Genomic DNA, 25,233 nt, shown 5'->3' on the forward strand with positions numbered 1-25,233 from the left:
AAGACTGCTGCCGTGAGCGGAACGGTGCTGGTGCTGGGCGGACGCAGTGAAATCGGGCTGGCCCTGGCGAAACGCCTGGTCAGCGGGGACACCCGGCGGTTCGTGCTGGCCGCGCGGCCGGGCGCGGACCTGACCGCGGAGGTCGCCGCGCTGCGCGAGGCCGGCGCCGAAGCCGTCGAGACCGCGGACTTCGACGCCGACGACCTCGCCGCGCATGGCCCCTTCCTGGAGAAGGTGGCGGCCGAGCACGGGCCCCTGGAGACGGTGGTGCTCGCCTTCGGCATCCTCGGCGACCAGTCCCGCGCGGAAACCGACGCCGCCCACGCCGCGGCGGTCGTGCACACCGACTACGTCGCCCAGGTCGGCGTGCTGACCCACGCCGCGAACCTGCTGCGCGCCCAGGGCCACGGCACTCTGGTGGTGTTCTCGTCGGTGGCCGGGATCCGCGTGCGCCGCGCGAACTACGTCTACGGCTCGGCGAAGGCCGGTCTCGACGGCTTCGCGAGCGGCCTCGCCGACGCCCTGCACGGCTCGGGTGTCCGCCTGCTGCTGGTCCGCCCGGGCTTCGTGGTCGGCCGGATGACCGACGGCATGGCGCCGGCACCGTTCTCGAGCACCCCGGACCAGGTGGCGGAGGCGACGGCGGCGGCGTTGCGGCGGGGCCGCGGCGTCGTGTGGGTGCCGGGCGTGCTCCGCCCGGTGTTCTTCGCGATGCGCCTCCTGCCGCGCGCGATCTGGCGCCGCATGCCCCGCTGAGCCGGCCGCTGTGGCCAGCGCCACAGCACTTTCCCGTGCGCGCGCCGGTGCGGTCCGTAGCGAAAACCGACCGATCGGCTCGAACCGGCTCGGCCGATCGGGCAGCGTCACGACCTTCCTACAATTTTCTCAGGTGATTCCCAGCTAACCCGGTGATCCTCGAAGGAGGGGATCCACCCGAGGGAAGCAAGGGGAAGTGTCGTGCTGCTGTCGTCCCGGGGGCGCCGCATCGGCGGGCGCGTGGCCATCGGCGTCGTGTCGACGCTGGTGCTCGCCGCCACCGGGTACGCGTGGACGCAGCTGAGCAAGCTGGACGCGGGCATCGTCACCGCGGACGTCATCCCGCCCTCGGCGCAGATCGACGAGCAGGACGCGATTCCCGGCGAACCGCTCAAAGCGGCCCAGAACATCCTGCTCGTCGGGATCGACGCGCGCACGGACGCGTACGGCAACCCGTTGCCGCAGAACGTGCTCGACGCGTTGCACGCCGGCAGCAGCGACGACGGCGGCGACACCACCGACACGATGATCGTCGTGCACATCCCGGCCGGCGGCGCGGCGGCCACCGCCATCTCCATCCCGCGCGACTCCTATGTGGACATCGCGGGCGGGTACGGCAAGCACAAGATCAACTCGGCGTACAGCCGCGGCAAGAACGCCTCGATGTCCGGTCTGCGCGCCGAAGGCCTGAGCGGCGCGCAGCTGGAGGTCGCGGCGAACGCGGCGGGCGCGAAGACGGCGATCCAGACCGTCGAGAAGTTCACCGGGCTGACCATCAACCACTACGCGGCGATCAACCTCGCCGGGTTCGACGCGCTGTCGCAGGCGGTCGGCGGCGTCGAGGTCTGCCTCAAGGCGCCGGTGCACGACAGCTACTCGGGCGCGGACTTCGCGGCCGGACCGCAGACGCTGTCCGGGGCACAGGCGCTCGCGTTCGTCCGGCAGCGCCACGGCCTGGCCAACGGCGACCTCGACCGGATCGCGCGGCAGCAGGCGTTCCTGTCCGGGATGGCGAAGAAGGTGCTGAACGCGGGCACCTTCACCGACGTCTCGAAGCTGAACTCGCTGGTCGGCGCGGTGCAGGGCGCCGTGGTGCTGGACAAGGGCTGGGACGTCCTGAGCTTCGCGCAGCAGCTGCGGGGGATGACCTCGGGCGCGATCGCGTTCGCCACCATCCCGGTGCAGAGCCTGTCGCTGCAGACGCCGTCCGACGGCGACGCGGTGAAGGTCGACCCGGCGCAGGTCCAGCAGTTCGTGCGCACGGCGATCAGCACGCCCGCGGTCCAGGCCTCGGGCGACGACACGACCGGCGGCGTCAAGCCGGTCGCGGCGACCACCACCCGGACGCCGGACAGCAAGCAGCCGGCGACCAGTACGGCCGCCGGCTGCGTGAACTAGCCCGTCACACGAACGCGGACTGCCCCGTGATCGCCTTCCCGACGATCAGGGTGTTCATCTCGCGCGTGCCCTCGAACGAGTAGATCGCTTCGGCGTCGGCGAAGAACCGCGCGACGTCGTATTCGAGCACGATCCCGTTGCCGCCGAAGATCTCCCGGCTCCAGGCGACGACCTCGCGCATCCGCGAAGTGACGAACGCCTTGGCCAGCGACGACTGCTCGTCCTTGAAGATCCCGGCGTCCTGCAGGCGGGCGAGCTGCACCAGCATGCCCCACGACGCGGTGATGTTGCCGAGGCTCTTCACGAGCAGGTCCTGCACCAGCTGGAACCGCGCGATCGGGCGGCCGAACTGCTTGCGCTCCTGCGAGTAGGCCAGCGCGGCTTCGTAGGCGCCGATCATCACGCCCAGCGCCTGCCAGGCGACCCCGCCGCGGGTGGCGCGCAGGATCTCGGCGACGTCGCGGAAGGAGTCGATGCCCTGCAGGCGGTTCGCCTCCGGCACGCGGACGTCGGTCAGGGTGATCTCGGCGTTCTCGACGATCCGGAACGCCGTCTTGCCCTGGATCTTCTCCGGCACGAAGCCGGGCATGCCCTTCTCGACGACGAACCCCTTGACGTGGTTGTCGTCCAGGTCGCGGGCCCACACGACGACGTAGTCGGCGAAGGTCGCGTTGCCGATCCACTTCTTCGCGCCGTTGAGGATCCAGGTGTCTCCGGTCCGCTTGGCCGTGGTGCGCATGCCACCGGCCACGTCGGACCCGCCGAGCGGCTCGGTCATCGCGAACGCGCCGATCTTGTCCATCGCCGCCATCTCGGGCAGCCAGCGGTCGCGCTGTTCCTGGCTTCCACCGCTGTAAATCGAGTACATCGCGAGTCCGTTGTGGACACCGAAGAACGTCGCCACGGACGCGTCCGTGCGGCTCATCTCCATCGCCATCATGCCGGTGAGCAGGTGGCTGACGGCGGGCTTGTGCTCGCCGTAGCCCTCGTACGGCAGGCCGGCGAGACCGCTTTCGCGGAACATGCCGATGAGTTCCTTCGGGAAGGTGCCGGCTTCCCAGTTCTCGTTCACCAGCGGCTTGACGTCGTTCGTCATGAACTCGCGCGCCTTCACGAGCAGCTTGCGCTCGTCGTCGGCGAGCAGCGCCTCGAAGTCGTAGAAGTCGGCGGTCAGCTTGTCCTTCAGCGGTTCCATGTCAGTTCTCCTCCACTGCGTGCAAAACGGCGAGCTGCTTGCGGTCGCGCGTCTCGGCCAGGTCCGAGTACGTGGAGGAGCCGTAAGCGGTTTCGACGGCTTCGATCAGCCGTTCCTGCTCTTCGGGGCTCTGGCTGGGGGTGCCCAGCCCGGCCCACATCTTCTTCATGGACTTGCCGATGTGCTCGGCCATGTGCCGGTAGCCGCCGGGGCCGCCGCCGAGGTGCGAGCCGAGGAACGGCCCGACCGTGGCCCAGCGGATGCCGAGCGAGTTCGTGATGACCTTGTCGAGCTCTTCCGGCGTCACGACACCCTGCTCGACGAGGTAGATCGCCTCGCGGCTCAGCGCGTTCTGCAGCCGGTTGCCGACGAACCCGGGCATCTCCTTGCGCTCCACGACCGGCGTCCGGCCGAGGAAGGTGTAGAACTCGACGGCCCGCTCGACCGACTCGTCGCTGGTGCGCTCGCCGGGGACGACCTCGACCAGCGGGATCAGGTGCGGCGGGTTGAACGGGTGTCCGATGAGGACCCGGCTGCCGTCGATCTCCTCGGTGAACGCGGTCGAGGGGATGGCGCTCGACGAACTCAGCAGCAGCGCGTGCTGCGGAGCTTCCTCGACGAGCTGCTTGAACAGGTCCTTTTTGAACTCGACGTTCTCGGGCCCGTTCTCCTGCACCACATCCGCTTCTTTCACTGATTCAGTGACGCTTTCGGCGATGCTCACCCGGCTCGCCAGCTCGGCGGCGGTGGTGCCCAGGTGCGGTGCGAACGTCTTCAGCGCTTCGGCGATGGCGTCGGCGAGATCCGGGCGGGGGTCGGTGACGCGGACGGTGAGACCGTGGCTCGCGAACAGCGCCGTCCAGGACAGGCCGATCGTGCCGGCACCGACGACTGCCGCGTTCTTCACGACTGTGTCATTCATGCTGTGCTCCCCTTCAGCTGAGGTAGTCGAAGACCGGCTTGACCGGAGCGAGCGTCAGGTCGGTGAGGATGTGGCTGGCGGAGACGACCTCCAGCACCGGCAGGTCGGCCAGCGGGGCCAGGACGTGCTGGAACAGCTGCAGCCGAGCGGGGCCGGTGTAGGCCTCCTTGACCACGACGTCGGTGATCTCGGTGCGGACCAGTTCCTGCACGCGCGGCGCGCCGTCGTAGCCCGGGATCGTCTTGAGCATGAACGTCGGGACGGTGATCTGGCGTTCGGCCTCGCGGGCGTCCAGCTCGTGGTGCTTGTAGCCCATGGTCGCGGTGGCCACCCGGAGCGTCCCGTAGTCCAGCGTGCCCACGAGAACACCGTTGTCGACATAGAGCTTCGGGCTGCCGACCGTCTTCGGGTACGCGCTGACCTCGCGCCCGGACGCCGTCGCCGGGAAGTTGTCGAGGTACATCGCGTGCAGGTACTCGCCGCGCTCGCCGTCGAAGCTGACCTCGATCGCCTGGCCGGATTCGGTGTAGGGGCCGTAGCCGGAGACGTCGCCCATTTTCATGACTTCGAAGCGCACCAACGGTTCTTCGACCTTCAGCGGCTCCGGCACGACGGCGCGCAGGGCGTCGGCGTCGGTGCGGTAGACGATGTTCAGGTACTCGCGGTTCGTGAACCTCGGGACCACGGGCGCGAACGCCGGGGCGGTCAGGGGAGTGGTCACGTGCCGGCGGACTTCTTCGATCTTCATTCGCCTGTCCACTTCGGAGCGCGGCGCTCGGCGAAGGCGGTCATGCCCTCGCGGACGTCGGCGGACTGCATCAGCTTCTTGATTTCCTCGCGCTGCGCGGCTTTCGGATCCGCGGCACGCACGACCTTCTTGACGGCGGCCAGCGCCAGGGGCGCGTTCTCCGCCAGCTTCTCGGCCAGCTGGAGCGCGACGGCGGCGGCGTCGCCGTTCGGCGTCACGCGGTTGACCAGGCCCAGCTCGCCGGCCCGGCGGCCGGTGACGGGCTCGCCGGTCAGCAGGAACTCCATCGCCAGGTGGTGCGGGATCCGCTTCGGCAGCCGGATGACGCCACCGCCGGCGGCGATCAGGCCCCGCTTGACCTCGGGGAGGCCGAACCGCGCATCTTCACCGGCGACGATCAGGTCGCAGCCCAGCGCCAGCTCGAACCCGCCGCCCATGGCGAACCCTTCGACAGCGGCGATCAGCGGCTTGGCCAGCTCGGCGTCGGTCAGGCCGCCGAAGCCGCGTCCCGGGATCTCCGGGGACTCGCCCTTGAGCGCGGCCTTGAGGTCCATCCCGGCGCTGAAGGTGTTCTCGGCGCCGGTCAGGACGCCCGCCCGGAGCGTGGGATCGGCTTCCAGCTCGTCGAGGGCGGCGGCCAGCTGGGTCGCGACGGCGGCGTTGACCGCGTTGCGGGCCTGCGGGCGGTCGATCGTGATCAGCAGGGTGCCGCCGATCCGCTCGGTGCGTACTTCACTCATGACTTCACACTTCCTTGACGCCACTTTCGTAGGGAAAGTTGCGTTGGTCTAGACCAGTTCGGCGAGGACTTCGGCGGTGTCCTGGCCGGCCAGCGGGGCCAGGCGGCGGATCGAGCCGGGCGTCGCGGAGAACTTCACCGGGATGCCGACCGTGCGGATGGTGCCCTCGCTCGGGTGCTCGACGGTGTCGAGCAGGTGGCCGTCGCGGACGTAGGCGTCCTCGTGCGCGCGGTCCAGTTCGAGCACCGGCGCCATCGGGATGCTGTGCTTCGCGCAGACCTCGGCCCACTCCTCGGTGGTCAGCGCCGGCGCGCACGCGGCGATCTGCTCGGTCAGCCACTCGTTGTCGGCGCGGTCGATGGCGTCGCCGTTCACGCGCGGGTCCGCCGCCAGCTCGGGGCGTCCGGCCGCGGCGAAGAAGTCGCGGAAGTTCTTCGGGTTGTAGGGGATGACGCAGGCGAGGCCGTCCTTGGTGTGGACCGCGGCATGGCCCTTCGTCATCGACAGCCCGAACCCGGTGGGGCCCTCGGCCGGCTCGTAGGTGTGCCCGGCGAGGTGCTCGACCAGGTTGAACGCGAGCAGCGTGTCGGTCATCGGGATCTCGATCTGCTGGCCCTCGCCGGTCTTGTCGCGGTGGACCAGCGCGGCGAGCACGCTGTAGGCGATGGTCAGCGACGACACCTTGTCGCCGATGATCGTCGGCAGGTAGACCGGCTTGCCCAATGCGCGGTTGGCCACGTCGACCAGGCCGGAAGAGGCCTGCACGGTCTCGTCGTAGGCGGCGTTGCCGGCCTGCGGGGAGTCGCCGCGGAAGCCCTGCGCGTGGGCGTAGACCAGGCGGGGGTTGCGCTCGGCGACGTCGGCGTAGTTCAGGCCCAGGCGGCTCAGCGCGCCGGGGCGCATGTTGGTGATCAGCACGTCGGCGGTGTCGATCAGCTTCAGCGCCTGCTCGCGCTCGGCGTCGTCCTTGAGGTTGAGGGCCACGCTGCGCTTGTTGCGGTTGACGTTGAGGTTCAGCGCGGTCATGCCCGGCGTGGTCCGGTAGCTGCCCACCCGGACGGTGTCCGCGGGGGACTCGATCTTGATCACGTCGGCGCCCAGGTCACCGAGGATCTGGGCCGCGTACGGGCCCATGACCACGGTCGAGAGGTCGATCACGCGCACGCCGTCCAGCGGTCCGGTGCTGTTCATCGTTCGTCCTTTCGCGCCTTGCTGTTTCGCTCTACCTACGAAGCTAATAGCGTGGGCGCCAAAAGGGAATGATCATGATGCGAACAATGGTATGACCGCAGTGGTCATACCATTGTCAGCTGGTGAGGGGTTCGGCGAAGATCTCTTTCGCGACACCGACGAGTTCTCGCAGGTCGCCGTCGGTGCGATCACGCCGCCAGAGCAGGCCGGTGTCCAGCTGGGGCCGGAAATCGGTGAAGGGCAGCACGATGACGTTGTCGAGCCGGTAGCCGTGCATCGGCGACTTCTCGTCGAGCATGGAAATGGAGAACGCCTCGCCACTGGAAATGATTTCGGACGTCCCGCCGTACCCGGTGTTGGTCAGCCGGATGCGTTTCTTGACGCCGAGTTCGCTCAATTGGTGGTCCAGCTGGTCGAAATAGGCGGGGACGATTTCCTCCGGCGAGGCGACGTACGGGAAGTCGGCCAGCTCGGCCAGGCTGACGGAGTCCCGCCCGGCGAACAGCTCGGCGGGCACGACGGCCCCGAGCCGTTCGGTCATCACGGGCAGCTGCTCCAGCGCGGGATCGGTGACCGGCAGCCGCGCCAGCGCAAGGGCCAGCTTGCCCTCGTGCACCCCCTGCACGAGATCGGCGGTCGTCCCGGGCCACCGCTTGAGCTCGTAGGTCTCCCGAACGCGCCCGGCGAGGGCGTTGACGCGGTCCCGCAGATCGGGGTGCACCCCGGCGGGCATCCCGAGGAAAACGGTCCGCCGCTGCGGCCGGGTCGCCTCGGCGAGCTTCCACGGAATAGCGCCGACCTGCTCGAGCACGTCCCGCGCGAGGGGCAGCAACGCGGTCCCGGCGTCGGTGAGGGTGACGTGGTGGGTGCTGCGGTCGAACAGCTGCTGCCCGAGCTCGTGCTCGAGGTCCTTGATCCGCTGACTGAGCGGCGAGGCGGCCATGTGCAGCTTCCGCGCGGCAGCGGAGAAGTTCAGCTCCTCGGCGACCGCGACGAAGTAGCGCAGGTGCAGCATCTCCACGTGATCACCCTAGACGGCCGTCACCGCCGTTGCAGGAACTGGACGAACTCCCCGAACTCGACCTTGTTCCGGTAGGACACCCGTTTGCGGTCCCGCAGCAGGAGCGGCAGGGCACCCGGGTCGACGTCGTCGAGCAGGACGGGGATCACACGGCGGGTTTCGTCTCCGGAGAACTGGGCGTTGAGGATCGCCTGGTACTCCGCGCGCATCCAGCCCGAATCCCGCTGGTCGATGCTGAAGCACGGCAGGACGAAGCGGCTGCGTGACAGGCCTTTTTCGATCGCGTCGGTGATCGCGTCCCCGAAGGCGATCTGCTCGGAGTCCAGCCAGCAGGTCAACCCCGCCTCGGACAGCCGGCCGGCCAGCTCGGTGACCGTCGGCTTGTCCGGTGACGAGTGACACAGGAAGACGTCGAAGTCGTATTCGGCGGGCGGGTCCACCTGGCTGGGGGAAGGGATGTCGCTCAGGGTCGCGGAGAAGTCCCGCGCCAGCATCGTCGCGCGGTAGAACTTGACCAGCCCGGTCAGCCCGGGGAACGGCAGGTGCGGCACGGTCGCGGACAGCTCGCAGGTCCGGTCGTCCGCGACGATCTCCCCGCGGACGTGCCCGGAGAAGAACTCCAGCGAGAACCGGTTCGCCCGCCTCGAGAGCACCACCGGCTCGGCCGAGACGGCCACCGGCACGAACAGGCCCTCCTTGAACACGCCGATCCGGGCGAACGTCGAGTCCGCCGAGTCGCCCGACGGTGCGGTGTAGAAGGCGAGGAACGACCAGGCGGTGTCGGCCCGGCAGACCAGGCCGGCCCCGGTCTGGTGCCGGTCGGTCAGGGTGATCGACGCGCTGACCCGGCCGTTCAGCATCCGCTGCTCGGACAGGACCGCGTAGGACGTGCCGAACTCGCCGGTGCCCTTCCCGTGCCCGGTGAGCAGGGTTTTGCCGAAGGTCCAGGCGCCCGGCTCAGAGCCTTGCCAGGTACTCACGCAGTGCCTCCACCCGCCGCCCGATGGTCTCGGCGTCGTCCGGGTAGCGCGCGGCCAGCTCGCCGCCGAGGGTGATGGCGCGGGCCACGAGGTCCACCACCATCCCTTCGTCGGAGCCTCTCACGGAGCAGTCGCGGATCGAACTGCGCTGGTACTCCTGCCGCAGGCCTTTGCGCCAGACCGACACGAACCGGGTCACGTCGGGGTCCGCGAGGAAGGGCTCCAGCAGTTCGGTGAGCTCCATCGACACCTCGGAGACCATCACCCGGTTCGTGAGGTTCCGCAGCTCGTACCGGACGCGCGCGGTGTCCTGCTCGGCTTCGAGTGCGTCCGTCACGTGCCGCATGCCTTCCACCTCGGCGATCAGGAGGCGTTTCATGAGGTTCATGTCGCCCGAGTCGAGCTTGTCGAGCATCTCCTCGTCCGACGTTGTCATCGTGTATTGGCTGACCACACTGACCACCAGCGGCTCGGACGGGGTCGCCGCCGCCTGCTCGACCGGGAGCACCTCGACGGCGGCGGTGGCGCTCGTCACGAGCGTGTCGGCGTCGTAGAGCCGCGCGCCGATCTCCGTCCCCTCGTTGCCGAGCGCCTTCGGGTCGATCGACAGGCGCACGGCGAAGTTGAACATGTCCTCGCCCTTGAGCGGCCGGATCCGGTAGCGGTTGCCGCTCTTCTTGAGCATGTTGAGCTCCTGTTCCACAACGACACCGTCGGGCAGGGTCAGTTCGACCCTCGGCCGGTCGAGTGTCGTGCTCAGGGCACCGCTGAACTCTTCCTCGATGATGTCTTCGAGCCGCGACTCGCTGATGCTCCAGAACCGGCCGCCCGAGCCGGAGGCGATGGCTTCGAGGAGGTCCTCGTTGAAATCGTCCCCGATCCCGATCGTCGACGTCGTGATGCCGAGGTCCCGGGATTGCGCCGCTTCCCTGGCCAGCGTGGTCCGCTTGGTCTCGCCGGCGTTGGCTTGCCCGTCCGACAGCAGGAACAGTCGGTTGTAGTGCCGGTCGGTGGTGTGCGTCTGCAGTTCCAGCAAGCCGAGGTACCAGCCGAGCGAAAGGTTGGTGTTGCCTCGCGAACCGACGGCGCGAATCCGCTCCTGCGCCGTGGCGCGGTCCATCTGCGGATTGGCGACCACTTCAGCCTGGCCGTCGAAAACCACCACGGTGAACAGATCGCGTTCGGCGAGGCGGCCCAGGATGTCGAGGCAGCTGCGTTTCGCGGTCTCCAGTTTCCGGCCGTTCATGCTGGCGCTCCGGTCGATCACCACGCACAGGTTCATCCGCATCGCGTCACCGGATTCGCGGGCGGAACTCCCGGCCCGGCAGCGGATTTCGACGACCACGTCGAGGTCGGTGGCCGTGTCGTTCCGCACCGCGGGCCGCTCGGTCAGCACGACCAGTTCGATCGGGCCGCCAGTTTCGCTCATGGTTTCCGCCTCCACCTTTTCCGACGAGGACGCCTGGGAAGTCGCCGGAACACGGCGGTTGTTACGGCGGAGAAGAAACCGCGGTGGTCAACGGGAAAACGATCGTGAACGCCGCCCCGCCTTCCGGGGCCGGGCCCGCGGTCAGCGTTCCGCCCATCCGGGTGACGAGGCCGTGCACCAGCGCCAGCCCGATGCCCGACCCCACCGGCCGCCGATCCCGGTACCTCTTGTTCAGCACGCCCCGCTCGAACGCCACCGGGTAGTCCTCCGGTGCCAGTCCCGGCCCGCCGTCGCGCACCGAAAGTGCGGCTCCGGCGGCCGACACCGAGAGCGCGAACACCATCGGTGCCCCGGCCGGCGTCACCCGCAGCGCGTTTTCCGCCAGTCCGTCGACAACCTGACGCAGCCGCCGGGCGTCCGCCACCACCACGACCGGGGCCGCGGGTGCCGACACCGACAGCCGGACGTTCTCGCGGGCGCACCGCAGCTGCCAGACCTCCGCGCAGTCACGCACGAGCGCGGCCAGGTCCACCGAAGCCAGGTCCAGCCGGAACTCGTCCGCGCCCAGCCTCGCCAGTTCCAGCAGGTCCGTCACCAGCCGCTCCAGCCGCAACGCCTCGCGCTGGATCGTCCGACCCGCGTGCACGGCGTCGTCACCGGTGGCGACGCCGTCCGCGATCGCCTCCGCGAAGCCCGTCACGGCGGTCAGGGGCGTCCGCAGCTCGTGCGACACCGACAGCAGGAACTCCCGCTGCCGCGCCTCGCTCACCGCCAGCGCGTCGGCCAGCGAGTTCAACGACCCCGCGACCTCCGCCACCTCGCGCGGCCCCTGGACCGGGACCCGCACGTCCCGCCGTCCCGCCCGGAGCGAGCCCGCCGCAAGCGCCGCCCGCCGCAGCGGACGGCCCAGTAACCGGCCCGACACGAAGCCCGCCAGTGCCGCGACCACCAGACCGATCCCCAGGGCCAGCGCGATGTTCCGCACCAGCGCGCGCTGCGTCGCGTCGGCGTTGCGCGCGGGCAGGACCAGCGCGAACGCCGCCCCGCGTGCGCCGACCACCCGCGTCTCGACCAGGTACTGGGAGCCGCCGACCGTGACGCGGCCCGAATGGTCCGCCGCCAGCCCCAGCTTGCCCGCGGCCTGCACCGCGACCGCCTCGCCGAGTGCCTGGCCGCCGCCCGCGCGGCGCACCACCACCGAAATGCCCTGCCCGCGCACGACGTCGGCCACCTTGCCGACCCCGAGCCGGTTGCCGATGCCGGTTTCGTCGAGCTGCGTCGCGACGACGTCGGCCTGCGCGGACAGCGAAGACTGCAGCACGTTGTCCGCCGTCGTCCGCACCAGCCGGGCGCCGACCAGCCCGGCGACGATCACCGCGACCCCGGCGACGCCCAGGCACACCAGCGTGATCCGGCCGGCCAGCGTGCCCCTCACGCCGGGTCCGCCGCGTAGCCGATGCCGCGCACCGTCCGGATCGGGCTCGCCGCGCCGAGTTTCGCCCGCAGCTGCGCCACGTGGACGTCGACCGTGCGCGTGCCCGCCGCCGCGGCGTAACCCCAGACGGCGCTGAGCAGCTGGTCGCGCGAAAGCACCTGCCCCGGGTGCCGGAGCAGGTGCGTGAGGAGGTCGAACTCGGTGGACGTCAGCGAAACCTCCGCCTCGCCCGCCCAGGCGCGGCGGCTGGTGACGTCGACCCGGGCGCCGCCGACGGTGAACGTCTCCGCGGCCGGCGTCGCCCCCGACGCGCGCCGCAGCACCGTCCGGACCCGGGCGGCCAGCTCGCGGGGGCTGAACGGCTTCGTCAGGTAGTCGTCCGCGCCGATCTCCAGGCCCAGCAGGCGGTCGAGTTCGTCGTCGCGGGCGGTGACGAACAGCACCGGCGTCCAGTCCCCGGCCGCGCGCAGCGCCTTGCAGATCTCGATACCGTCCATTCCGGACAGTCCGATGTCGAGCACGATCGCGACCGGCTTCAACCGCCGCACGGCGTCGAGGGCCCGCCCGCCGTCGGCCTCGACGTGCACCCCGAAGCCGTCGCGCTTGAGGTAGAGCGCCGCCAGCTCGGCGATCGCGGCCTCGTCCTCGACCACGAGGACGAGGCCGCGTCCCGGTGACCCCATACCTGCTCCCGTCTCCGCCGCTACCGACGGGGAGACGCTAGCCGGTCAGGGGGTGCCATCGCTGTTCATGTCCGACTCGATGCCGTTGAGCGTCGACTCGACGCCACTCAGCTCGGACGACGCGGGCGCGTTGTCGGATGGCGAGCCCATCAGGTTGTCGCGGCACCCGGAACAGCCGAGCGCGATGAGCGCGGCGGCCCCGACCGCCGCCGCGATCCTCGCCGCCCTCACTTCGCCGGCTTGCAGTGCGCGGACGCGAACGCGTCGAGCTTCTGCTTGGCCGCGTCCAGCTCGCCGACGCGGCCCTGGCGCTTGGTGGCGCGCTGGTCGAGCTGGTCGGCGCGCTGCGTGTGGCCCTTGGCGCGCTGGTCGGCGGCCCGCGCCTTGAGGTTGGCGACCGAGCCGCTGATCTCGGCGCCGCCGTTGATCCGCTTCTTCAGGTTGTCGGCCTTCTTCTGCAGCTTCGGCACCCAGTCCGAGCAGACCTGCTGGGACTCCTCGGGGCTGAGCGTGATCGGTGCGACCGGCGCCGGCGACGTCGTCTGGGCCGAGGCCAGCGGCGCCGCCACCAGCAGGCAGGCCGCGCTCCCGGCGCCCGCCAGCGCCAGCCGCGTCCAAGTGGTTCCTCGCATCGTGTCTCCTCGTGTCGGGTACGAGGAGAACTCTGGCCGGGCGGTGTTCGGAGGGCGTCCGCCTAGTGTTCGGGCTTTGTAAGGCCGGCGGTGACCGACGTCCGCGCGAGGTCGAACGTCAGCGTGTCGTCCAGCACCGGCAGCGCCGGGTCGAACAGCTGCCCGTCGGTGCCGCCGAGGAGCAGGCCGAGCCGGTGCCCGGCCGGGACGACGTGGTCGAGGGCGCTGAGGGTGAACGTCATGGTGTACGCCCGGCCCGGGACGAGCGGCTCATCGTGGCGCAGCGACGCGTGGTGCCCGAGGTCCGCCCAGCCCGCAGCGACGATCCGGTGGTCCACGTGCACGAGGTCGGTGGCCGTGTCGAGGAAGCACGCGGAGTCCCCGGGCCGGCTCTCGCCCCAGCACGACTTCGTCGTCAGGTTCTTGATCCCGCTCCCGTAGTTCGCGGTGGCGCGGACGTCGGCCGGCCCGTAGTCGACGAGCGCGACGCCGACCCGCGCGGCGGTCTTGTCCGACGACGCCGTGATCGTCACCGAAGGCGATCCGGCGATCCGCACCGCTGCGGGCAGCGCCGGACCGGTGAACTTCGCCGCCGAGACGCCGGCCGCCCAGTCCTCGCGGCCCACGGCGGGGTCGTCGACGACGGTGGCCGTGCCCGAGCCGCGGAGCCCGAGCGTGCCGCCGGTCGACGGGTACACGGTCACCGGCAGGGCCGCGGGCGGCCAGCTCCGGACGTCGGTCCAGTGATCCGGCGTCGTCTCGAGGTGGACGGCGGGCTCGTGCTCGACGCCGTTGCGGACGCCCTTCAGCCAGCGGTCGAACCAGCGGCCCAGCGTCTCGACCCACTGCGCGCGCTGCAGGTCGAACGGGTCGACGTGCCCGGCCTGGCTCAGCCACGCCTTGCGCGGGACCCCGGCGCGGCCGAGCGCGTCCCAGTAGGTGGCGAACTGGTTCGGCGCCACGACGCTGTCCCCGAACCCCTGCGCGATGAGTACGCTCGCGCGGCCGGGGTCCGGTACGTAGTTCACGCTTCGCCAGTAGGCGTTGTAGTCGCCGTTCGTGCCCATCCGCGCCTTGAGGTCCGCTTCGAACGGCTTGCACAGCTCGGCCGCGTGCTCGTTGTAGGTGAACGACGACCCGGTGTTCTCGGGCGTGGCCAGCGGCGCGCCGTTCGCGACGAGCTGGGCGTAGTTGTCGGCGACCCCTTCGATCGGCACGATCGTCTTCAGCCCGTGGACCCCGGACGCGGCCATGCCGATCGCGGTGGCGCCGTCCTGGGACTTGCCGATGGCGCCGACGTCCCCGGTGGCCCAGTCCGCTTTCACCGGGCGGCCGCCTTCGGGGGCGTCGAAGGCCTTCGCGCGGCCGTTGAGCCAGTTCACGACGGCGTTGCCGTTCGCCACGTCGTCGAAGCACCCCGACGAGCGGTTCGTCCCGCCGACGTCGGCGAGCACCACGGCGTACCCGCGCGGCACGAAGTAGTTGTCGTAGAAGAGCGGCAACTGCTCCGGGGTGCCGTCCGGCGCGTACGTCTTCTTCTGCGACTCGTTGCCCCGGCCGCAGCAGGCGTAGTACGGGCTCACGTCGAGGATCACCGGGACGCGTCCGCCGGTCGCCGGCCGGGCGATGTCGGCGGCGACGCGGTCGATCTTCCCGTCGTGGTCGTGGTCGGTGCCGGTTTCGACCCACGCCGTTTCGCGGACGGGCGGGCTCGCGGCCGCCGCCACGGGCGTCAGCACGGTCGTCGTGAGCACTGCGGCGGAAATCCCCAGGAGCAAGCGCATCGCGCCAGTATCACGCGGGTTGTTCGTACCTGGCCAGGAACTGCGCCATCGCGGCGTCGACGGCTTCGCGGTCACCGGTCGTGACGAGGTCGAGCAGCAGCCCGCGGGTGACGGCGAGGCCGAGCCGGGCGTGGGCTGGGCGGTCGGCTTCGGGGACGCCGTACTTCCCGAGCAGCGCTTCGATCGGGGTCAGCCAGTCGTCGACGACGCCGTCGAGGAGCCCGGTCGTGCCCGGAGTGCCGCCGAGGGCCTGGCCGTAGAGCTGGAAGAACAGCCTCTCGTTGGCGCGCAGGTCGTCGTCGGTGAGCCGCCGCCAGAACTCCGCCGGATCGAGACCGGCGAACGCCGCGCGCTGCCGGGCTTCGACTTCGCGCGCCACCGCCGTGAGCAGGCCTTCCTTCGAACTGAAGTGGTAGATCAGCATGCGGTGGCTGGTGCCGAGGTCGGCGGCGAGGGCCCGCAGGCTCTTGCCCGCGCCGCCGTGGTGGGCGATGTGGTCGATCGCGGCGGCGAGCAGCCGGTCTCGCGGGCTTGTCTCGATCATGTACCAGATGGTACACGTACCAAATGGTACAAAGCATTTCCGTGCGCGGCCGGACGTCCGCGCCGCCCGACGCCGTGTACGCGCTCCTCCGCGACGGCGCGACCTGGCCGGAGTGGTCGCCGCTGGGCTCGTTCGAGCTGGTCCGCGAGGGGGCGGGGGAGCCGGAAGGGCTGGACGCGGTCCGGCTGTTCCGGACCGGCGGCGTCAAGTCGTACGAGAAGGTCGTCGCGCTGGAGCCGGGCCGCCGCTTCGGCTACGCGCTCGAGCACGGCCTGCCGTTGCGGGACTACGTCGCCTACGTCGACCTTTCCCCGCGCGACGGCGGCACCGAGATCCACTGGCACTCGACGTTCACGGCGAAGATCCCCGGCACCGGCTGGTTCTACCGGCGGTTCCTGGGGCGCTTCATCGGGCGGGTCGTGGCGGGGCTGGTCGAGGCGGCGCCGGTGGCCCCATAAGGTGGGCGCATGTCAGCGCCACGACGGGGATCGACCGGCCGCACGCAGGAGGAGCGCAGCGCGGCGATGCGCGTCCGGCTGCTCGACGCGACGATCGACTGTCTCGTCGAGTACGGCTACGCGGGCACGACGACCACCCGCGTCGCCGACCGCGCCGGCGTCACGCGCGGCGCGCAGGTGCACCACTTCCCGACGAAGGCCGACCTGGTGACGTCGGCGATCCGGCACCTGGCGGCCAAGCGCACCGAGGTCGCGATGGCCGAGCTCGACCGGCTCCGCGCGTCCACCGACCCGGTCGGCGACGCGCTGCAGCTGATGTGGGAGATGCACCAGGGCCCGGTGTTTTCCGCGACGGTGGAGCTGTGGGTGGCCTCGCGCACGGACCCCGAACTGCGCCGCCAGATGGCCGCGGTCGAGCCGATCGCGACGTCCAGCCTGGTCGAATTCGGCAAGGCACTCCTGCCGGAGCATGCCGAGCACCACGAGTTCCTGCACGCGGTGTACACGGCGATGGACGTCGTGCGCGGCATCCTCATCGCCAGCTGGGCCACCCGTGACCAGTCGGAGCTGGAGGCCCGCTGGGAGCGCGGACGCCGTCACCTGCGGGTCCTGTTCGAAGCGCTGCTGGCTCCCACTGGCTGAAACGCGTGTTACTCTCTCCGAGAGAGTGAGGAGACACGCCGTGTGGCAGCCCGACCCGTACGACCGCAACTGCCCGACCCGCCAGCTGCTCGACCGCATCGGCGACCAGTGGACGGTGCTGATCGTGGGCGCGTTGAAGGACGGCCCCCTCCGCTTCACGGAGATCGGCCGCCGCGTGGACGGCATCTCGCAGAAGGTCCTGACGCAGACGCTGCGCAGCCTGGTCCGCGACGGCATCCTCACCCGCACGGCGTACGCGACGATCCCGCCGAAGGTGGAGTACGAGCTGACTTCGCTGGGCCGGAACCTGTCTGAGCCGCTGGAGATGCTCGATCGGTGGGCCCGGGAGCACATGTCTTCGGTGCAGGACGCGCGTGAGGCGTACGACGCGGAGCACACGCCGGCGTCGGCGTAGTCCGGGACGGTTCCCCGATGGCGTCCGCGTTCGCCGTGCTCAACGAGACTGTGCCCGCGCCGGGCTGGACGCTGGTCGCCACGACCGCGCTGTTCGCTGCTGCCGTGTCGGCGACGTCGTTCGCGCTCATGACGACCGGGAGACGGTTGCTGCTGAACCGGGTGAACGTTCTCGGGACGCTTTTCCACGAGGGTGGCCACGCACTCGTGAGCATCTTGACCGGGGGCGGGGTGTTCCGGATCGAGATCACCGGTGCCGAGTCCGGTTCCACGCGGCATTGGAACCCGTCGCCGTTCGCGGGTGTTCTCGCCACTGCCGCCGGGTACGCGATGCCTCCGCTGGCCGGTCTCGGTGCGGCTGCGTTGCTGCATCGGGGTTTGGTGCCTGCGGTGCTTGCTCTTACCGCTGTTGCCATGTTGTTCATCCTGCTGTTCACGCGGGACGTCATCACCGGTCTCGTGGTCGTCACGGTTGGTGCGGTGGTGTTTTTTGCGTTGCGGTGGGCTCCGGATTGGGTGAAGAACGGGGTTGCGTATGCGGAGGCTTGGTTGTTGCTGACCAGTGAGGTCGGTGGGCTGGGGGCGTTGGTCGCGAACCGGGTGCGTGGGGTTCGGGGGGATGATGCTTCTTCGCTGGCTGAACGGACTGGGGTTCCTGGGGGTGTTTGGATCGTCGCTTGGTTCGTGCTGATCGGGTGGGCTGTTTGGTGTGCCTTCCCGATGTTGTGGCCGTAGTTTTCGGCTTTACTGATACGGCTTCGCCGGGGCGTGGGAAATCGGCGCTCGTGGTGGTTGCCTTAGGGTGGTGGTCGGCAGCGCCGATTCCCCACGCAACGATCATCGCCACCTGATCGAGTGATGAACATACGGTCGATGGTCGGGTAATCTTGTTGTGTGGACAGAGAAGCGGTGTGGCAGACAGACGCGGAGGCCTTGGCCGACCGTCTCCGTGGGCTGCTCACCGTCGTGCGGTCTGCCGAGGCGGAAATCGGGACTCTGCTGGTGGAAATCGAATCCCGCGGCGTCATGGAACTGTTCGGGTACCGCTCGGTTGCCCGGTTGCTGGAACACCTCGCGGACATTCCCCATACGGCTGCCCAGCGCACGGTCACCCGAGCCCTCGCTCTCACCTCTGCGCACACCCTCGATGCCACGCCCGCTGTTGCCCCCGCCACCGGCGCTGCCGCCCTGACGGGCGCCCTGAGCACCCCGATGATCGACACCATCATCACCGCCCTGACTCCCATCCCGCTCGAACACCGCGACTCCGTCGAAGAGGACCTGCTCGCCTTCGCCGCCGACGCAGGCCACAAGCAAGTCGCGGCCCTGGGCACCCGGATCCTGGCCCACCTCGACCCCGACGGCGCCGAGCCGGTCGATGTCGAGCCCGCCACCCCGACCCGCGAACTCTCATTACGCCGCAGGCGCACCGGAACCTGGGAACTCACAGGCCGGTTCGACGACGAGACCGGCACCCGAGCCAGCGCCCTACTCGACGCCCTGGCCGAACGCCGCAGCGCCGACGATGGCGGAGACTTCCGTTCCCTACAGGAACGCTACGGCGACGCCTTCTCCGACGCCATCGACCTCGCCCTCAACTCCCCAGAGCTCCCGACGCAGGCCGGTGAACGCGCCCACGTCCTAGTCGCCGTCTCCCTGTCGGACCTGCAATCCGGCCTCGGCCAGGCGACCCTGGGCGACACCGGCCGGATCTCCGCGGTCGAGGCCCGCATCCACGCCTGCGACTGCAAACTGATCCCGTCCGTTTTGGGCGCCACCAGCGAACCCCTGGACCTGGGTAGAGCCCGCCGCCTGATCTCACCCGGCCTCCGCCGAGCCCTGTTCCTCCGCGACCGAGGCTGCGCCTTCCCGGGCTGTCACCGCCCACCGCGGCACTGTCAAGGCCACCACATCCGCCACTGGGCCGACGGCGGCCCCACCGATCTCGCGAACCTGGTCCTGCTCTGCGCGCATCACCACCGCTTGATGCACCGCTCCGGCTGGCAAGTCCGCCTCGCGGCCGACGGCCACCCCGAGTTCCTACCCCCGGTGTTCCTGGACAAGCACCGAAAACCCAGGCGCAACAACATCCACCAGCCACTCCCATTCGCAGCCTGACACAACCACATATGGGAAAGGCCCGCAGCCACCGGCTACGGGCCTACACCCACGTCCCCACAACGTGCCTCCGCCAACACTCCCCAGCGACCACTAATCGCCCTCCACGCCCGGCCCCACGCCGCACTCATTCGGCATCCGACGGCAATCGCCTGCCCAGCGCCACCCGCCCGAGCACTGTCCTTAGGCGCTGCCCGCTCAGTGCTACCCGTCCGAGTGGTGTCCTCGAGCGCTGCCGTTCCAGTTCTACTGGCCGAGCCTTGTCTGCGGGTGCTGCCCGCTTGAGCATTGTCGTCGGGTGCTGCCCGCTCAGTGCTACTCGCCCGGGCGGTGTCCTCGAGCGCTGCCGTCCCAGTTTTACCGGTCGAGCTTTGTCCTCGGGTGCTGCCCCGCCCGAGCACAGTCCTTGGGCGCTGTCCGCCCCAGCGCTACCCGCCCGACCACCCGTGTTCTGCCTGGTCCAACGGCGCTCGCCCCGACTGTCGTCCGCCCGGCAGCGTCCGCTCACTGCTGCCCGCCCCAGTGCTTGCCGCCCGAGCGCTGCTGACTTCAGCGGTGCTGCTCAGTGTTGGCCGGCCCGGCGGTTCCGCACGAGCGCTGTCGGCCCCAAGCTGCCCGCCAGCATTGCCCGCCGCCGCATTCCCACCCCAGCACTGTCCGCCCGGGTGCTGCCCGCTCCCGCCTCGAGCGCTGTCCCCCCAGCACTGTCCGCCGCTGCTACCCGCCCGCTAACCCCGCAGTCGACAGAGCACCTACCGGCCGCCGTCATCGCCGAGGGTCCCGCAGCGGGTGCGCGTCAGCCGATCCCCGCAACCGCCAGGAGCCACATCGACCAGGCCGGCTACCGCGCCCGCAACGAAGTCGACACGCTTACCGGACCACCAAACCAGCCTCATGGGCCAGCAACCCCGCCTGCGTCCGGTTAGCGCACTCCAGCTTCACCAGCATCCGCGACACATAACTCTTCACCGTGGCCTCGGCCAGATGCAACCGGCCCGCGATGTCCGCATTGGACAGTCCCTCACCCAGGCACGCCAGCACATCGCGCTCCCGATCGGTAAGCCCCGCAGTCCGCCGCCGAGCATCCTCGCCACGCTCACGCCCGTCCGAAGACAACGCCACCAACCGACGTGCCGCCGACGGTGACAGCACCGTATGACCGTCCGCCGCCACCCGGACCAGGCCGATCAGATCCTCCGGCGGCGTCGACTTCACCAAGAACCCCGCCGCCCCCGCGCGCAGAGCCCGGATGACGTACGTGTCCGCATCGAACGTCGTCAGCGCCACCACCGCGGGCGGGTCGGGCATGGCCGTGATCCGGGCGATCGCCGTGAGACCGTCCACTCCCGGCATGCGCAGGTCCATCAACACCACGCGCGGCCGGTGGCGGATCACGGCCTCGACCGCTTCCGCGCCGTCGGCGGCCTGTGCCACCACCTCGATGTCGCCCGCCGAACCCAGGATCGTGCGCAGGTGAGCGCACACCATCGGCTCGTCATCGACCACGAGCACCGGGATCACAGTGCGTGCCTTCCGCCGTCGGTACGTAGGCGGGCAGTATCGCACCGACCCGGAAGCCGCCGCCGGGGGCTGGGCCTGCCTCGAAGCGGCCGCCGACCAGCTCCACCCGCTGGCGCAGGCCCGCCAGGCCCGCTCCGGAGCCGCTCTTGGCCAGGGCCGGGTCGGGTGGGCGGGCCGCCGCCGTGTTGGTGATCGAGACGTCCAGGCCGGCTTCGCGGTAGTGCAGGGAAACCGTCGCCGACGCGCCCGGTGCGTGCTTGCGCACGTTCGTCAGTGCCTCCTGGACCAGCCGGAACGCCGTGCGCGCGACCGTCGGGGACAGCCGGGCCGGGTCGCCGTCCACCAGCAGCTCCGTCGTCACGCCGACCGAACGGGACTCCTCCACCAGCCGCGCCGGGTCTCCAGGCTCGGCCGGGCTGAGCGTCCGGGCGCCCACGACCTCCGTGCCGTTGCGCAGGACGCCGACCAGGTCGCGCAGCTCGTCGAGCGCTTGGGCGCCTTCGCGGCGGATGTCCTCCGCCGCCGTCCGGACCGCCGGCTCGGCCGACGTCACGCCCAGCGCGCCGGCGTGCAGCACCATCAGGCTGAGCCGGTGCGTGACGACGTCGTGCATCTCGCCCGCGAGGCGCCGCCGTTCCTCCGCGCGGGCCTGCTCGGCGAGCAGGTGCTGCTCGCGTTCTGCTCGTTCCGCGCGGTCGCGCAGCGACTGCAGCAGCTGGCGCCTCGCCTCGAAGTACAGCGAAACCAGGGCCGGCAGCGCCGTGCTGAGCAGCCCGAACGGCGTCACCGCCCAGCTCGGTGTCCACGGCCGCGCGGCCACGACGGCCAGGATCCCGGCGACCCACAGCACGGTCCGCCGGTCCAGCACCCGCGCCGCCTGCGAAAGGATCACCGGGGCGATCGTCGGGACGGTCAGCAGCGCGAGCGGGTTGACCGGCACCAGCAGACCGGGTGCGAACAGGTCGGACGCCAGCATCGCGAACGCCGCCGCCGTGACGAACGCGCACACTTGGACCGGGAACCGGAACAACAGCACCAGCGTGCAGTCGCAGACCACCTGCAGGACCAGCCCGGCCGCCGGGCCGAGCGCCCCCGACGTCCGGTCGCCCAGCGCGAAGAAGAGCGCGTTCAGCCCGGCGAACGCGAACGCGGCGAAGAACAGCCAGTAGGCGTCGGAGCGGCTCGGCCACAACGGCCGCCGGGCGGTGGTCACGCGGTCACGGTAACCGCCGCGCAAGCCCGCCGCGCCCGGATGACAACCAAAGTTGCGGGCCGCCCCCGGAGCCCGCAACCTTCGGCGCCGCGATCACCACCCTCGTCCGCTTTCGCGGGGTCCCGGCGAACCGGTGGACTGGGGACACCACGGCGAAGGGGGGAAGAAGCGATGACTGTCCTGACGCGACCGAAGACGACGTTCGCCACGGGCCCGGTGCTCGTGGTCGCGGGACTGGCCGGGCTCGCGCTGCTGCTGACCAGCGGGCGCTACGCCGGCGGGTTCGACGAGCTCTACTTCCTGGTGGCCGGTCGAGATCACCTGGACTGGGGGTATTTCGACCAGCCACCGCTCATCCCGGCGCTCGCGGCGGCGATGGACTGGCTCGCGCCGGACTCGCTCGTCGTGCTGCGCCTGCCGATGACGCTGGCCGCGGCCGCCGGGGTGGTCGTCACGGCGCTGATCGCCCGCGAGTTCGGCGGCGGCCGCAGCGCCCAGGTGATGGCGGCCGCGTGCTACGCGACCTCCGGCATCGTCATCACGAGCCACTGGCTGGCCACCTACGTGCTCGACCCGTTCCTCTGGACGGTCGTCATGTGGCTGCTGGTCCGCTGGACCCGCACCCGCCGCGACGGCCTGCTCGTCTGGGCCGGCGTCGTGACGGCGGTGTCGCTGGAGACGAAGTTCCTGATCCCCGCGCTCTGGGCGGCGGTGCTGCTCGCCGCGCTGTGGCTGGGCCCGCGGGAGCTGCTCACCCGGCCGAAGCTCTGGCTGGGCGCCGCGATCGCGGTCGTGGCCACGCTGCCGACGCTGGTCTGGCAGGCCACCCACGGCTGGCCGTACACCCACATGAGTGACGTCGTCGCGGCGGAATTCCCCGGCTACGGCGGCTTCGCGCGGGACGCGCTGCTCGGCGCCGGGGTCGGGGCCGGCGTGCTCGCGCTGCTCTACGGGGTCTGGCGGCTGCTGCGCTCGCCCGAACTGCGGCCGTACCGGTACCTCGGCGTCGCGGCGCTGGTGGTGTCGGTGGCCGTGCTGGTCATGCACGGCCGAGCCAACTACGTCATGGGGCTGTACGCGGTGCCGTTCGCGGCCGCGGCCACCGAGCTCAGCAGGCGGAACCTGGTCCGGTGGTGGAAAGCGGTGGTGTGGCCGGTGTTCGCGGTGTCGGCCGTCGTCACGCTCGCCGCGCTGCCGGTGTGGCCGGCGACGGCGCGGACGTCGTACGGGCCGTTCCTGCTCGGCAGCACGTTCGCGCAGGGGGAGCTGCCGCAGCAGGAACTGGCGAAGGCGGTCGGGCAGGCGTACGCGGCCCTGCCCGCGGACGTCCGGGCGCGGACCGCGGTGTACGCCGAGATCTACCCGTTCGCGGCGGTGACGGAGTTCTACGGCCCGCCGTCCGGTATCCACCGTGTCTACAGTGGACACCGCGGGTACTGGTACTTCGGGCCGCCGCCGGAAACGGCCGACGCGGTGCTGTTCCTGGGCTTCGACCCCGGCCTGCTGCGGCCGTACTTCGCGCACGAGACGACGGTGGTCGACGGACTGCTGTGGGAATACGACGGCCGGACGGCGCCGTGGCGGGACATCTGGCCCGCGCTGAAGCGGCAGTGAGGAGAACGACGATGCTTTCCCTGCCCGCACGGGCGTACCTGCTCGCCTGCGACACCCGGCGGGACCGGCTGCCGGACCGCGAGCGCGTGGCGCTGCTGGTCCGCGCGGCGGCACTGACGGACCTGGTGCTGCGCGGCCTGGTCGCCGACGACGGCGGCCGCCCGGTCGTCACCGGCGCCGGCGGCACCGGGCACCTGGTGCTCGACGACCTGCTCGTCGAGCTGGCCGCGGACCCGCACCGCAAGTGGCGCGCCCGGGTCCGCCGCGGTGCCCGTGGCACGCTCGAATCCCTGGAAGCGCAGCTCGACGCGGCCGGGGTGATCACGCTGCGGACGTCGCGGGTGCTGGGGCTGTTCCCGCGCCGCCGCCCGGAGGTCCGCGACCGCGCCGAGGCGGCCGCGCTGCACGACGAGGTGGCGTCGGCGCTGCGGAGCACCGGCGAGGTGCCCCCGGCGGTGGCGGCTCTGACGGCGTTGGCCGCGGCGGTCGAGCTGGGCGCGGTGCTTCCGCGCGCGGAACGGCGGCGGCACAAGGCGCGGATCGCGCAGCTGGAGGAGCAGGCGGGCGCGGCGGTCCCGGCCCTGCGCAAGGTGATCCGCGAGGTGAACGCGGCCCGCGCGGCGGCGATCTCGGCGGCGTCGGGCGGCGGTGGGGGTGGCGGCTGAGCGGTGCCGCCGCGGGGAAGCGGATGTGGCCGGCGGTGGTCGCGGCTGAGCGGTGCCGCCGCGGGGAAGCGGCGGAGCCGGTGCGGCGCAGGTGAATGCGGTGCCGCCGCGGGAGAGCGGTGCCGCTGCCGGGATGGGTTCGCGTGGCGGCCTCGGGTGGCGGCTGAGCGGTGCCGCCGCGGGGAAGCGGCGGAGCCGGTGCGGCGCAGGTAAATGCGGTGCCGCCGCGGGAGGCGGATGCGGCCGGCGGTGCCGCCGCGGGAGAGCGGTGCCGCTGCCGGGATGGGTTCGCGTGGCGGCCTCGGGTGGCGGCTGAGCGGTGCCGCCGCGGGGAAGCGGCGGAGCCGGTGCCGCGCAAGTGAATGCGGCCCGCATGGCGGCGGAAGTGCGGCCGGAGCGGCCGCACTACCGCAGCGGTGCCGCCGCGCGATGGGCTGCGGTGCGGGCGTCCTCCACGGCGCTTCGCTCCGCGGGGGCCGGCTGACGCCAGGGAGCCGAGGGGGCTCGCTGGCGTCAGCCGGTGAACAGCCGGCCGAGGTAGTAGTCCACTGTGGCCACTGCTTCGGCCGGTGTTCGGTGTCCCATCAGGATTTCCGAGCCCTGCGAGTCCGCGAGGGCCCACAGGATCGCCGCCTCCGTCGCGGGGTCGGCCCACGCCGGGACGTCGCCCGCTTCCTGGGCCTGGCGGACCTGGTCGGCGAAGAACGCCAGCAGTTCGGGCATGCCCTCGCCGAACACCTTCGACATCGCCGGGTCGGCGACCGCGCGGATGAAGTACGCGACGCCCATCAGGAAGTCGCCCTCGCTGTCCGGGTCGCGCGGGAGGACCTCGACCAGGCACGCGCGCAGGATCGAGCGCGGGGTCGGCGGTCCCTCGGCGAGCACCTTCGCCGTGATCCGCTCGCTGCGGAGCTTGTGCCGGTGCTCCAGGGCGAACCGCAGCATTTCGTCCTTGGTCTTGAAGTAGTGCTGCACCGATCCCATGGACATGCCCGCTTCGGCGGCGACGTGGCGAAGGCTGACGCCCTCCAGCCCGGCTCTCGTGGTCAGCCGCTGGAGCGCCTCCGCGATCTGCACGCGGCGCTGTTCGTGGTCCACCTGTTTCGGCACGTCCGCTCCCGTTGTCATGC

The 25,233-nt window shown here is 70.9% G+C and carries 26 protein-coding genes; 9 read left to right on the plus strand and 17 right to left on the minus strand.

Annotation, left to right across the window (positions count from 1 at the left end):
- The first annotated feature begins 12 nt into the window (after window positions 1-12).
- Window positions 13-756: an SDR family NAD(P)-dependent oxidoreductase gene (locus tag MUY14_RS04250; protein WP_247020994.1), complete on the plus strand. Its 744-nt coding sequence runs from the start codon at window positions 13-15 to the stop codon at window positions 754-756.
- A gap of 201 nt (window positions 757-957) precedes the next feature.
- Window positions 958-2,154: an LCP family protein gene (locus MUY14_RS04255; RefSeq protein WP_247020996.1), complete on the plus strand. Its 1,197-nt coding sequence runs from the start codon at window positions 958-960 to the stop codon at window positions 2,152-2,154.
- A 4-nt stretch (window positions 2,155-2,158) separates the two neighbouring features.
- Here MUY14_RS04255 and MUY14_RS04260 read toward each other — a convergent pair whose 3' ends face one another.
- The 14 genes from MUY14_RS04260 to MUY14_RS04325 all read right to left on the minus strand — a co-directional run bounded on the left by MUY14_RS04260 (window position 2,159) and on the right by MUY14_RS04325 (window position 15,458).
- Entirely contained in the window at window positions 2,159-3,349 is a 1,191-nt protein-coding gene (locus MUY14_RS04260) for an acyl-CoA dehydrogenase family protein (RefSeq protein ID WP_247020998.1), read from the minus strand.
- Window position 3,350: 1 nt separating this feature from the next.
- On the minus strand, window positions 3,351-4,271 hold the full coding sequence (locus MUY14_RS04265) for a 3-hydroxyacyl-CoA dehydrogenase NAD-binding domain-containing protein (protein WP_247021000.1): 921 nt from the start codon (window positions 4,269-4,271) through the stop codon (window positions 3,351-3,353).
- Between the two features lie 13 nt (window positions 4,272-4,284).
- On the minus strand, window positions 4,285-5,019 hold the full coding sequence (locus MUY14_RS04270; protein ID WP_247021002.1) for an acetoacetate decarboxylase: 735 nt from the start codon (window positions 5,017-5,019) through the stop codon (window positions 4,285-4,287).
- Window positions 5,016-5,759 carry a crotonase/enoyl-CoA hydratase family protein gene (locus MUY14_RS04275; RefSeq protein ID WP_247021004.1) on the minus strand — a complete coding sequence of 248 codons (744 nt, stop codon included), beginning with the start codon at window positions 5,757-5,759 and terminating at the stop codon, window positions 5,016-5,018. Before MUY14_RS04275 ends, MUY14_RS04270 begins: the two co-directional genes overlap by 4 nt.
- Before the next feature lie 48 nt (window positions 5,760-5,807).
- Window positions 5,808-6,950 carry a CaiB/BaiF CoA-transferase family protein gene (locus tag MUY14_RS04280; protein WP_247021006.1) on the minus strand — a complete coding sequence of 381 codons (1,143 nt, stop codon included), beginning with the start codon at window positions 6,948-6,950 and terminating at the stop codon, window positions 5,808-5,810.
- Window positions 6,951-7,065: 115 nt separating this feature from the next.
- Window positions 7,066-7,971: a LysR family transcriptional regulator gene (locus MUY14_RS04285; RefSeq protein ID WP_247021008.1), complete on the minus strand. Its 906-nt coding sequence runs from the start codon at window positions 7,969-7,971 to the stop codon at window positions 7,066-7,068.
- Between the two features lie 20 nt (window positions 7,972-7,991).
- On the minus strand, window positions 7,992-8,951 hold the full coding sequence (locus tag MUY14_RS04290; protein ID WP_247021010.1) for a toll/interleukin-1 receptor domain-containing protein: 960 nt from the start codon (window positions 8,949-8,951) through the stop codon (window positions 7,992-7,994).
- Window positions 8,929-10,380, minus strand: a complete 1,452-nt coding sequence (locus MUY14_RS04295) for a VWA domain-containing protein (RefSeq protein ID WP_247021012.1) — start codon at window positions 10,378-10,380, stop codon at window positions 8,929-8,931. The genes MUY14_RS04290 and MUY14_RS04295 overlap by 23 nt, the downstream gene beginning before the upstream one ends.
- A gap of 61 nt (window positions 10,381-10,441) precedes the next feature.
- Window positions 10,442-11,815, minus strand: coding sequence for a HAMP domain-containing sensor histidine kinase (locus MUY14_RS04300; RefSeq protein WP_247021015.1), 1,374 nt, complete (start codon window positions 11,813-11,815; stop codon window positions 10,442-10,444).
- A complete protein-coding gene (locus tag MUY14_RS04305) occupies window positions 11,812-12,498 on the minus strand; it encodes a response regulator transcription factor (protein ID WP_247021017.1) in 687 nt (228 codons plus the stop codon). Before MUY14_RS04305 ends, MUY14_RS04300 begins: the two co-directional genes overlap by 4 nt.
- 45 nt (window positions 12,499-12,543) lie before the next feature.
- Window positions 12,544-12,729 (minus strand): hypothetical protein, encoded by a 186-nt coding sequence (locus tag MUY14_RS04310; RefSeq protein WP_247021019.1) that lies wholly within the window; start codon window positions 12,727-12,729, stop codon window positions 12,544-12,546.
- Window positions 12,726-13,130 (minus strand): hypothetical protein, encoded by a 405-nt coding sequence (locus MUY14_RS04315; RefSeq protein ID WP_247021021.1) that lies wholly within the window; start codon window positions 13,128-13,130, stop codon window positions 12,726-12,728. Before MUY14_RS04315 ends, MUY14_RS04310 begins: the two co-directional genes overlap by 4 nt.
- 62 nt (window positions 13,131-13,192) lie before the next feature.
- The gene (locus MUY14_RS04320) at window positions 13,193-14,914 is read right to left on the minus strand and encodes a CocE/NonD family hydrolase (RefSeq protein ID WP_247021023.1); all 1,722 of its coding nucleotides are present in this window, start codon (window positions 14,912-14,914) and stop codon (window positions 13,193-13,195) included.
- 10 nt (window positions 14,915-14,924) lie between these two features.
- Window positions 14,925-15,458 carry a TetR/AcrR family transcriptional regulator gene (locus MUY14_RS04325; protein ID WP_247021025.1) on the minus strand — a complete coding sequence of 178 codons (534 nt, stop codon included), beginning with the start codon at window positions 15,456-15,458 and terminating at the stop codon, window positions 14,925-14,927.
- A 23-nt stretch (window positions 15,459-15,481) separates the two neighbouring features.
- Between MUY14_RS04325 and MUY14_RS04330 the strand changes: the two genes are divergently transcribed.
- The 5 genes from MUY14_RS04330 to MUY14_RS04350 all read left to right on the plus strand — a co-directional run bounded on the left by MUY14_RS04330 (window position 15,482) and on the right by MUY14_RS04350 (window position 19,090).
- Window positions 15,482-15,916 (plus strand): SRPBCC family protein, encoded by a 435-nt coding sequence (locus MUY14_RS04330; protein ID WP_247021027.1) that lies wholly within the window; start codon window positions 15,482-15,484, stop codon window positions 15,914-15,916.
- 66 nt (window positions 15,917-15,982) lie between these two features.
- Window positions 15,983-16,558: a TetR/AcrR family transcriptional regulator gene (locus MUY14_RS04335; RefSeq protein WP_315863280.1), complete on the plus strand. Its 576-nt coding sequence runs from the start codon at window positions 15,983-15,985 to the stop codon at window positions 16,556-16,558.
- Window positions 16,559-16,598: 40 nt separating this feature from the next.
- Window positions 16,599-16,973 (plus strand): helix-turn-helix domain-containing protein, encoded by a 375-nt coding sequence (locus tag MUY14_RS04340; RefSeq protein WP_247021031.1) that lies wholly within the window; start codon window positions 16,599-16,601, stop codon window positions 16,971-16,973.
- 17 nt (window positions 16,974-16,990) lie between these two features.
- Window positions 16,991-17,707 carry a M50 family metallopeptidase gene (locus tag MUY14_RS04345; protein ID WP_247021033.1) on the plus strand — a complete coding sequence of 239 codons (717 nt, stop codon included), beginning with the start codon at window positions 16,991-16,993 and terminating at the stop codon, window positions 17,705-17,707.
- Between the two features lie 159 nt (window positions 17,708-17,866).
- A complete protein-coding gene (locus MUY14_RS04350) occupies window positions 17,867-19,090 on the plus strand; it encodes an HNH endonuclease signature motif containing protein (RefSeq protein ID WP_247021035.1) in 1,224 nt (407 codons plus the stop codon).
- A gap of 870 nt (window positions 19,091-19,960) precedes the next feature.
- Here MUY14_RS04350 and MUY14_RS04355 read toward each other — a convergent pair.
- Complete coding sequence (locus tag MUY14_RS04355) at window positions 19,961-20,611, minus strand: response regulator transcription factor (RefSeq protein WP_247021037.1); 651 nt, start codon at window positions 20,609-20,611, stop codon at window positions 19,961-19,963.
- Window positions 20,586-21,824: a sensor histidine kinase gene (locus MUY14_RS04360; RefSeq protein WP_247021040.1), complete on the minus strand. Its 1,239-nt coding sequence runs from the start codon at window positions 21,822-21,824 to the stop codon at window positions 20,586-20,588. The genes MUY14_RS04355 and MUY14_RS04360 overlap by 26 nt, the downstream gene beginning before the upstream one ends.
- Window positions 21,825-21,995: 171 nt before the next feature.
- On the opposite strand from MUY14_RS04360, the gene MUY14_RS04365 reads away from it, so the two are divergent.
- Together MUY14_RS04365 and MUY14_RS04370 are read left to right on the plus strand one after the other, a co-directional pair.
- Entirely contained in the window at window positions 21,996-23,438 is a 1,443-nt protein-coding gene (locus MUY14_RS04365) for a glycosyltransferase family 39 protein (protein WP_247021042.1), read from the plus strand.
- Between the two features lie 11 nt (window positions 23,439-23,449).
- The gene (locus tag MUY14_RS04370; RefSeq protein ID WP_247021044.1) at window positions 23,450-24,103 is read left to right on the plus strand and encodes a GPP34 family phosphoprotein; all 654 of its coding nucleotides are present in this window, start codon (window positions 23,450-23,452) and stop codon (window positions 24,101-24,103) included.
- Window positions 24,104-24,616: 513 nt separating this feature from the next.
- Here the strand turns inward: MUY14_RS04370 and MUY14_RS04375 are convergent.
- Complete coding sequence (locus MUY14_RS04375; RefSeq protein WP_247021046.1) at window positions 24,617-25,213, minus strand: TetR/AcrR family transcriptional regulator; 597 nt, start codon at window positions 25,211-25,213, stop codon at window positions 24,617-24,619.
- Between the last annotated feature and the right edge of the window lie 20 nt (window positions 25,214-25,233).

Source organism: Amycolatopsis sp. FBCC-B4732 (genome assembly GCF_023008405.1).
Lineage (GTDB): Bacteria > Actinomycetota > Actinomycetes > Mycobacteriales > Pseudonocardiaceae > Amycolatopsis > Amycolatopsis pretoriensis_A.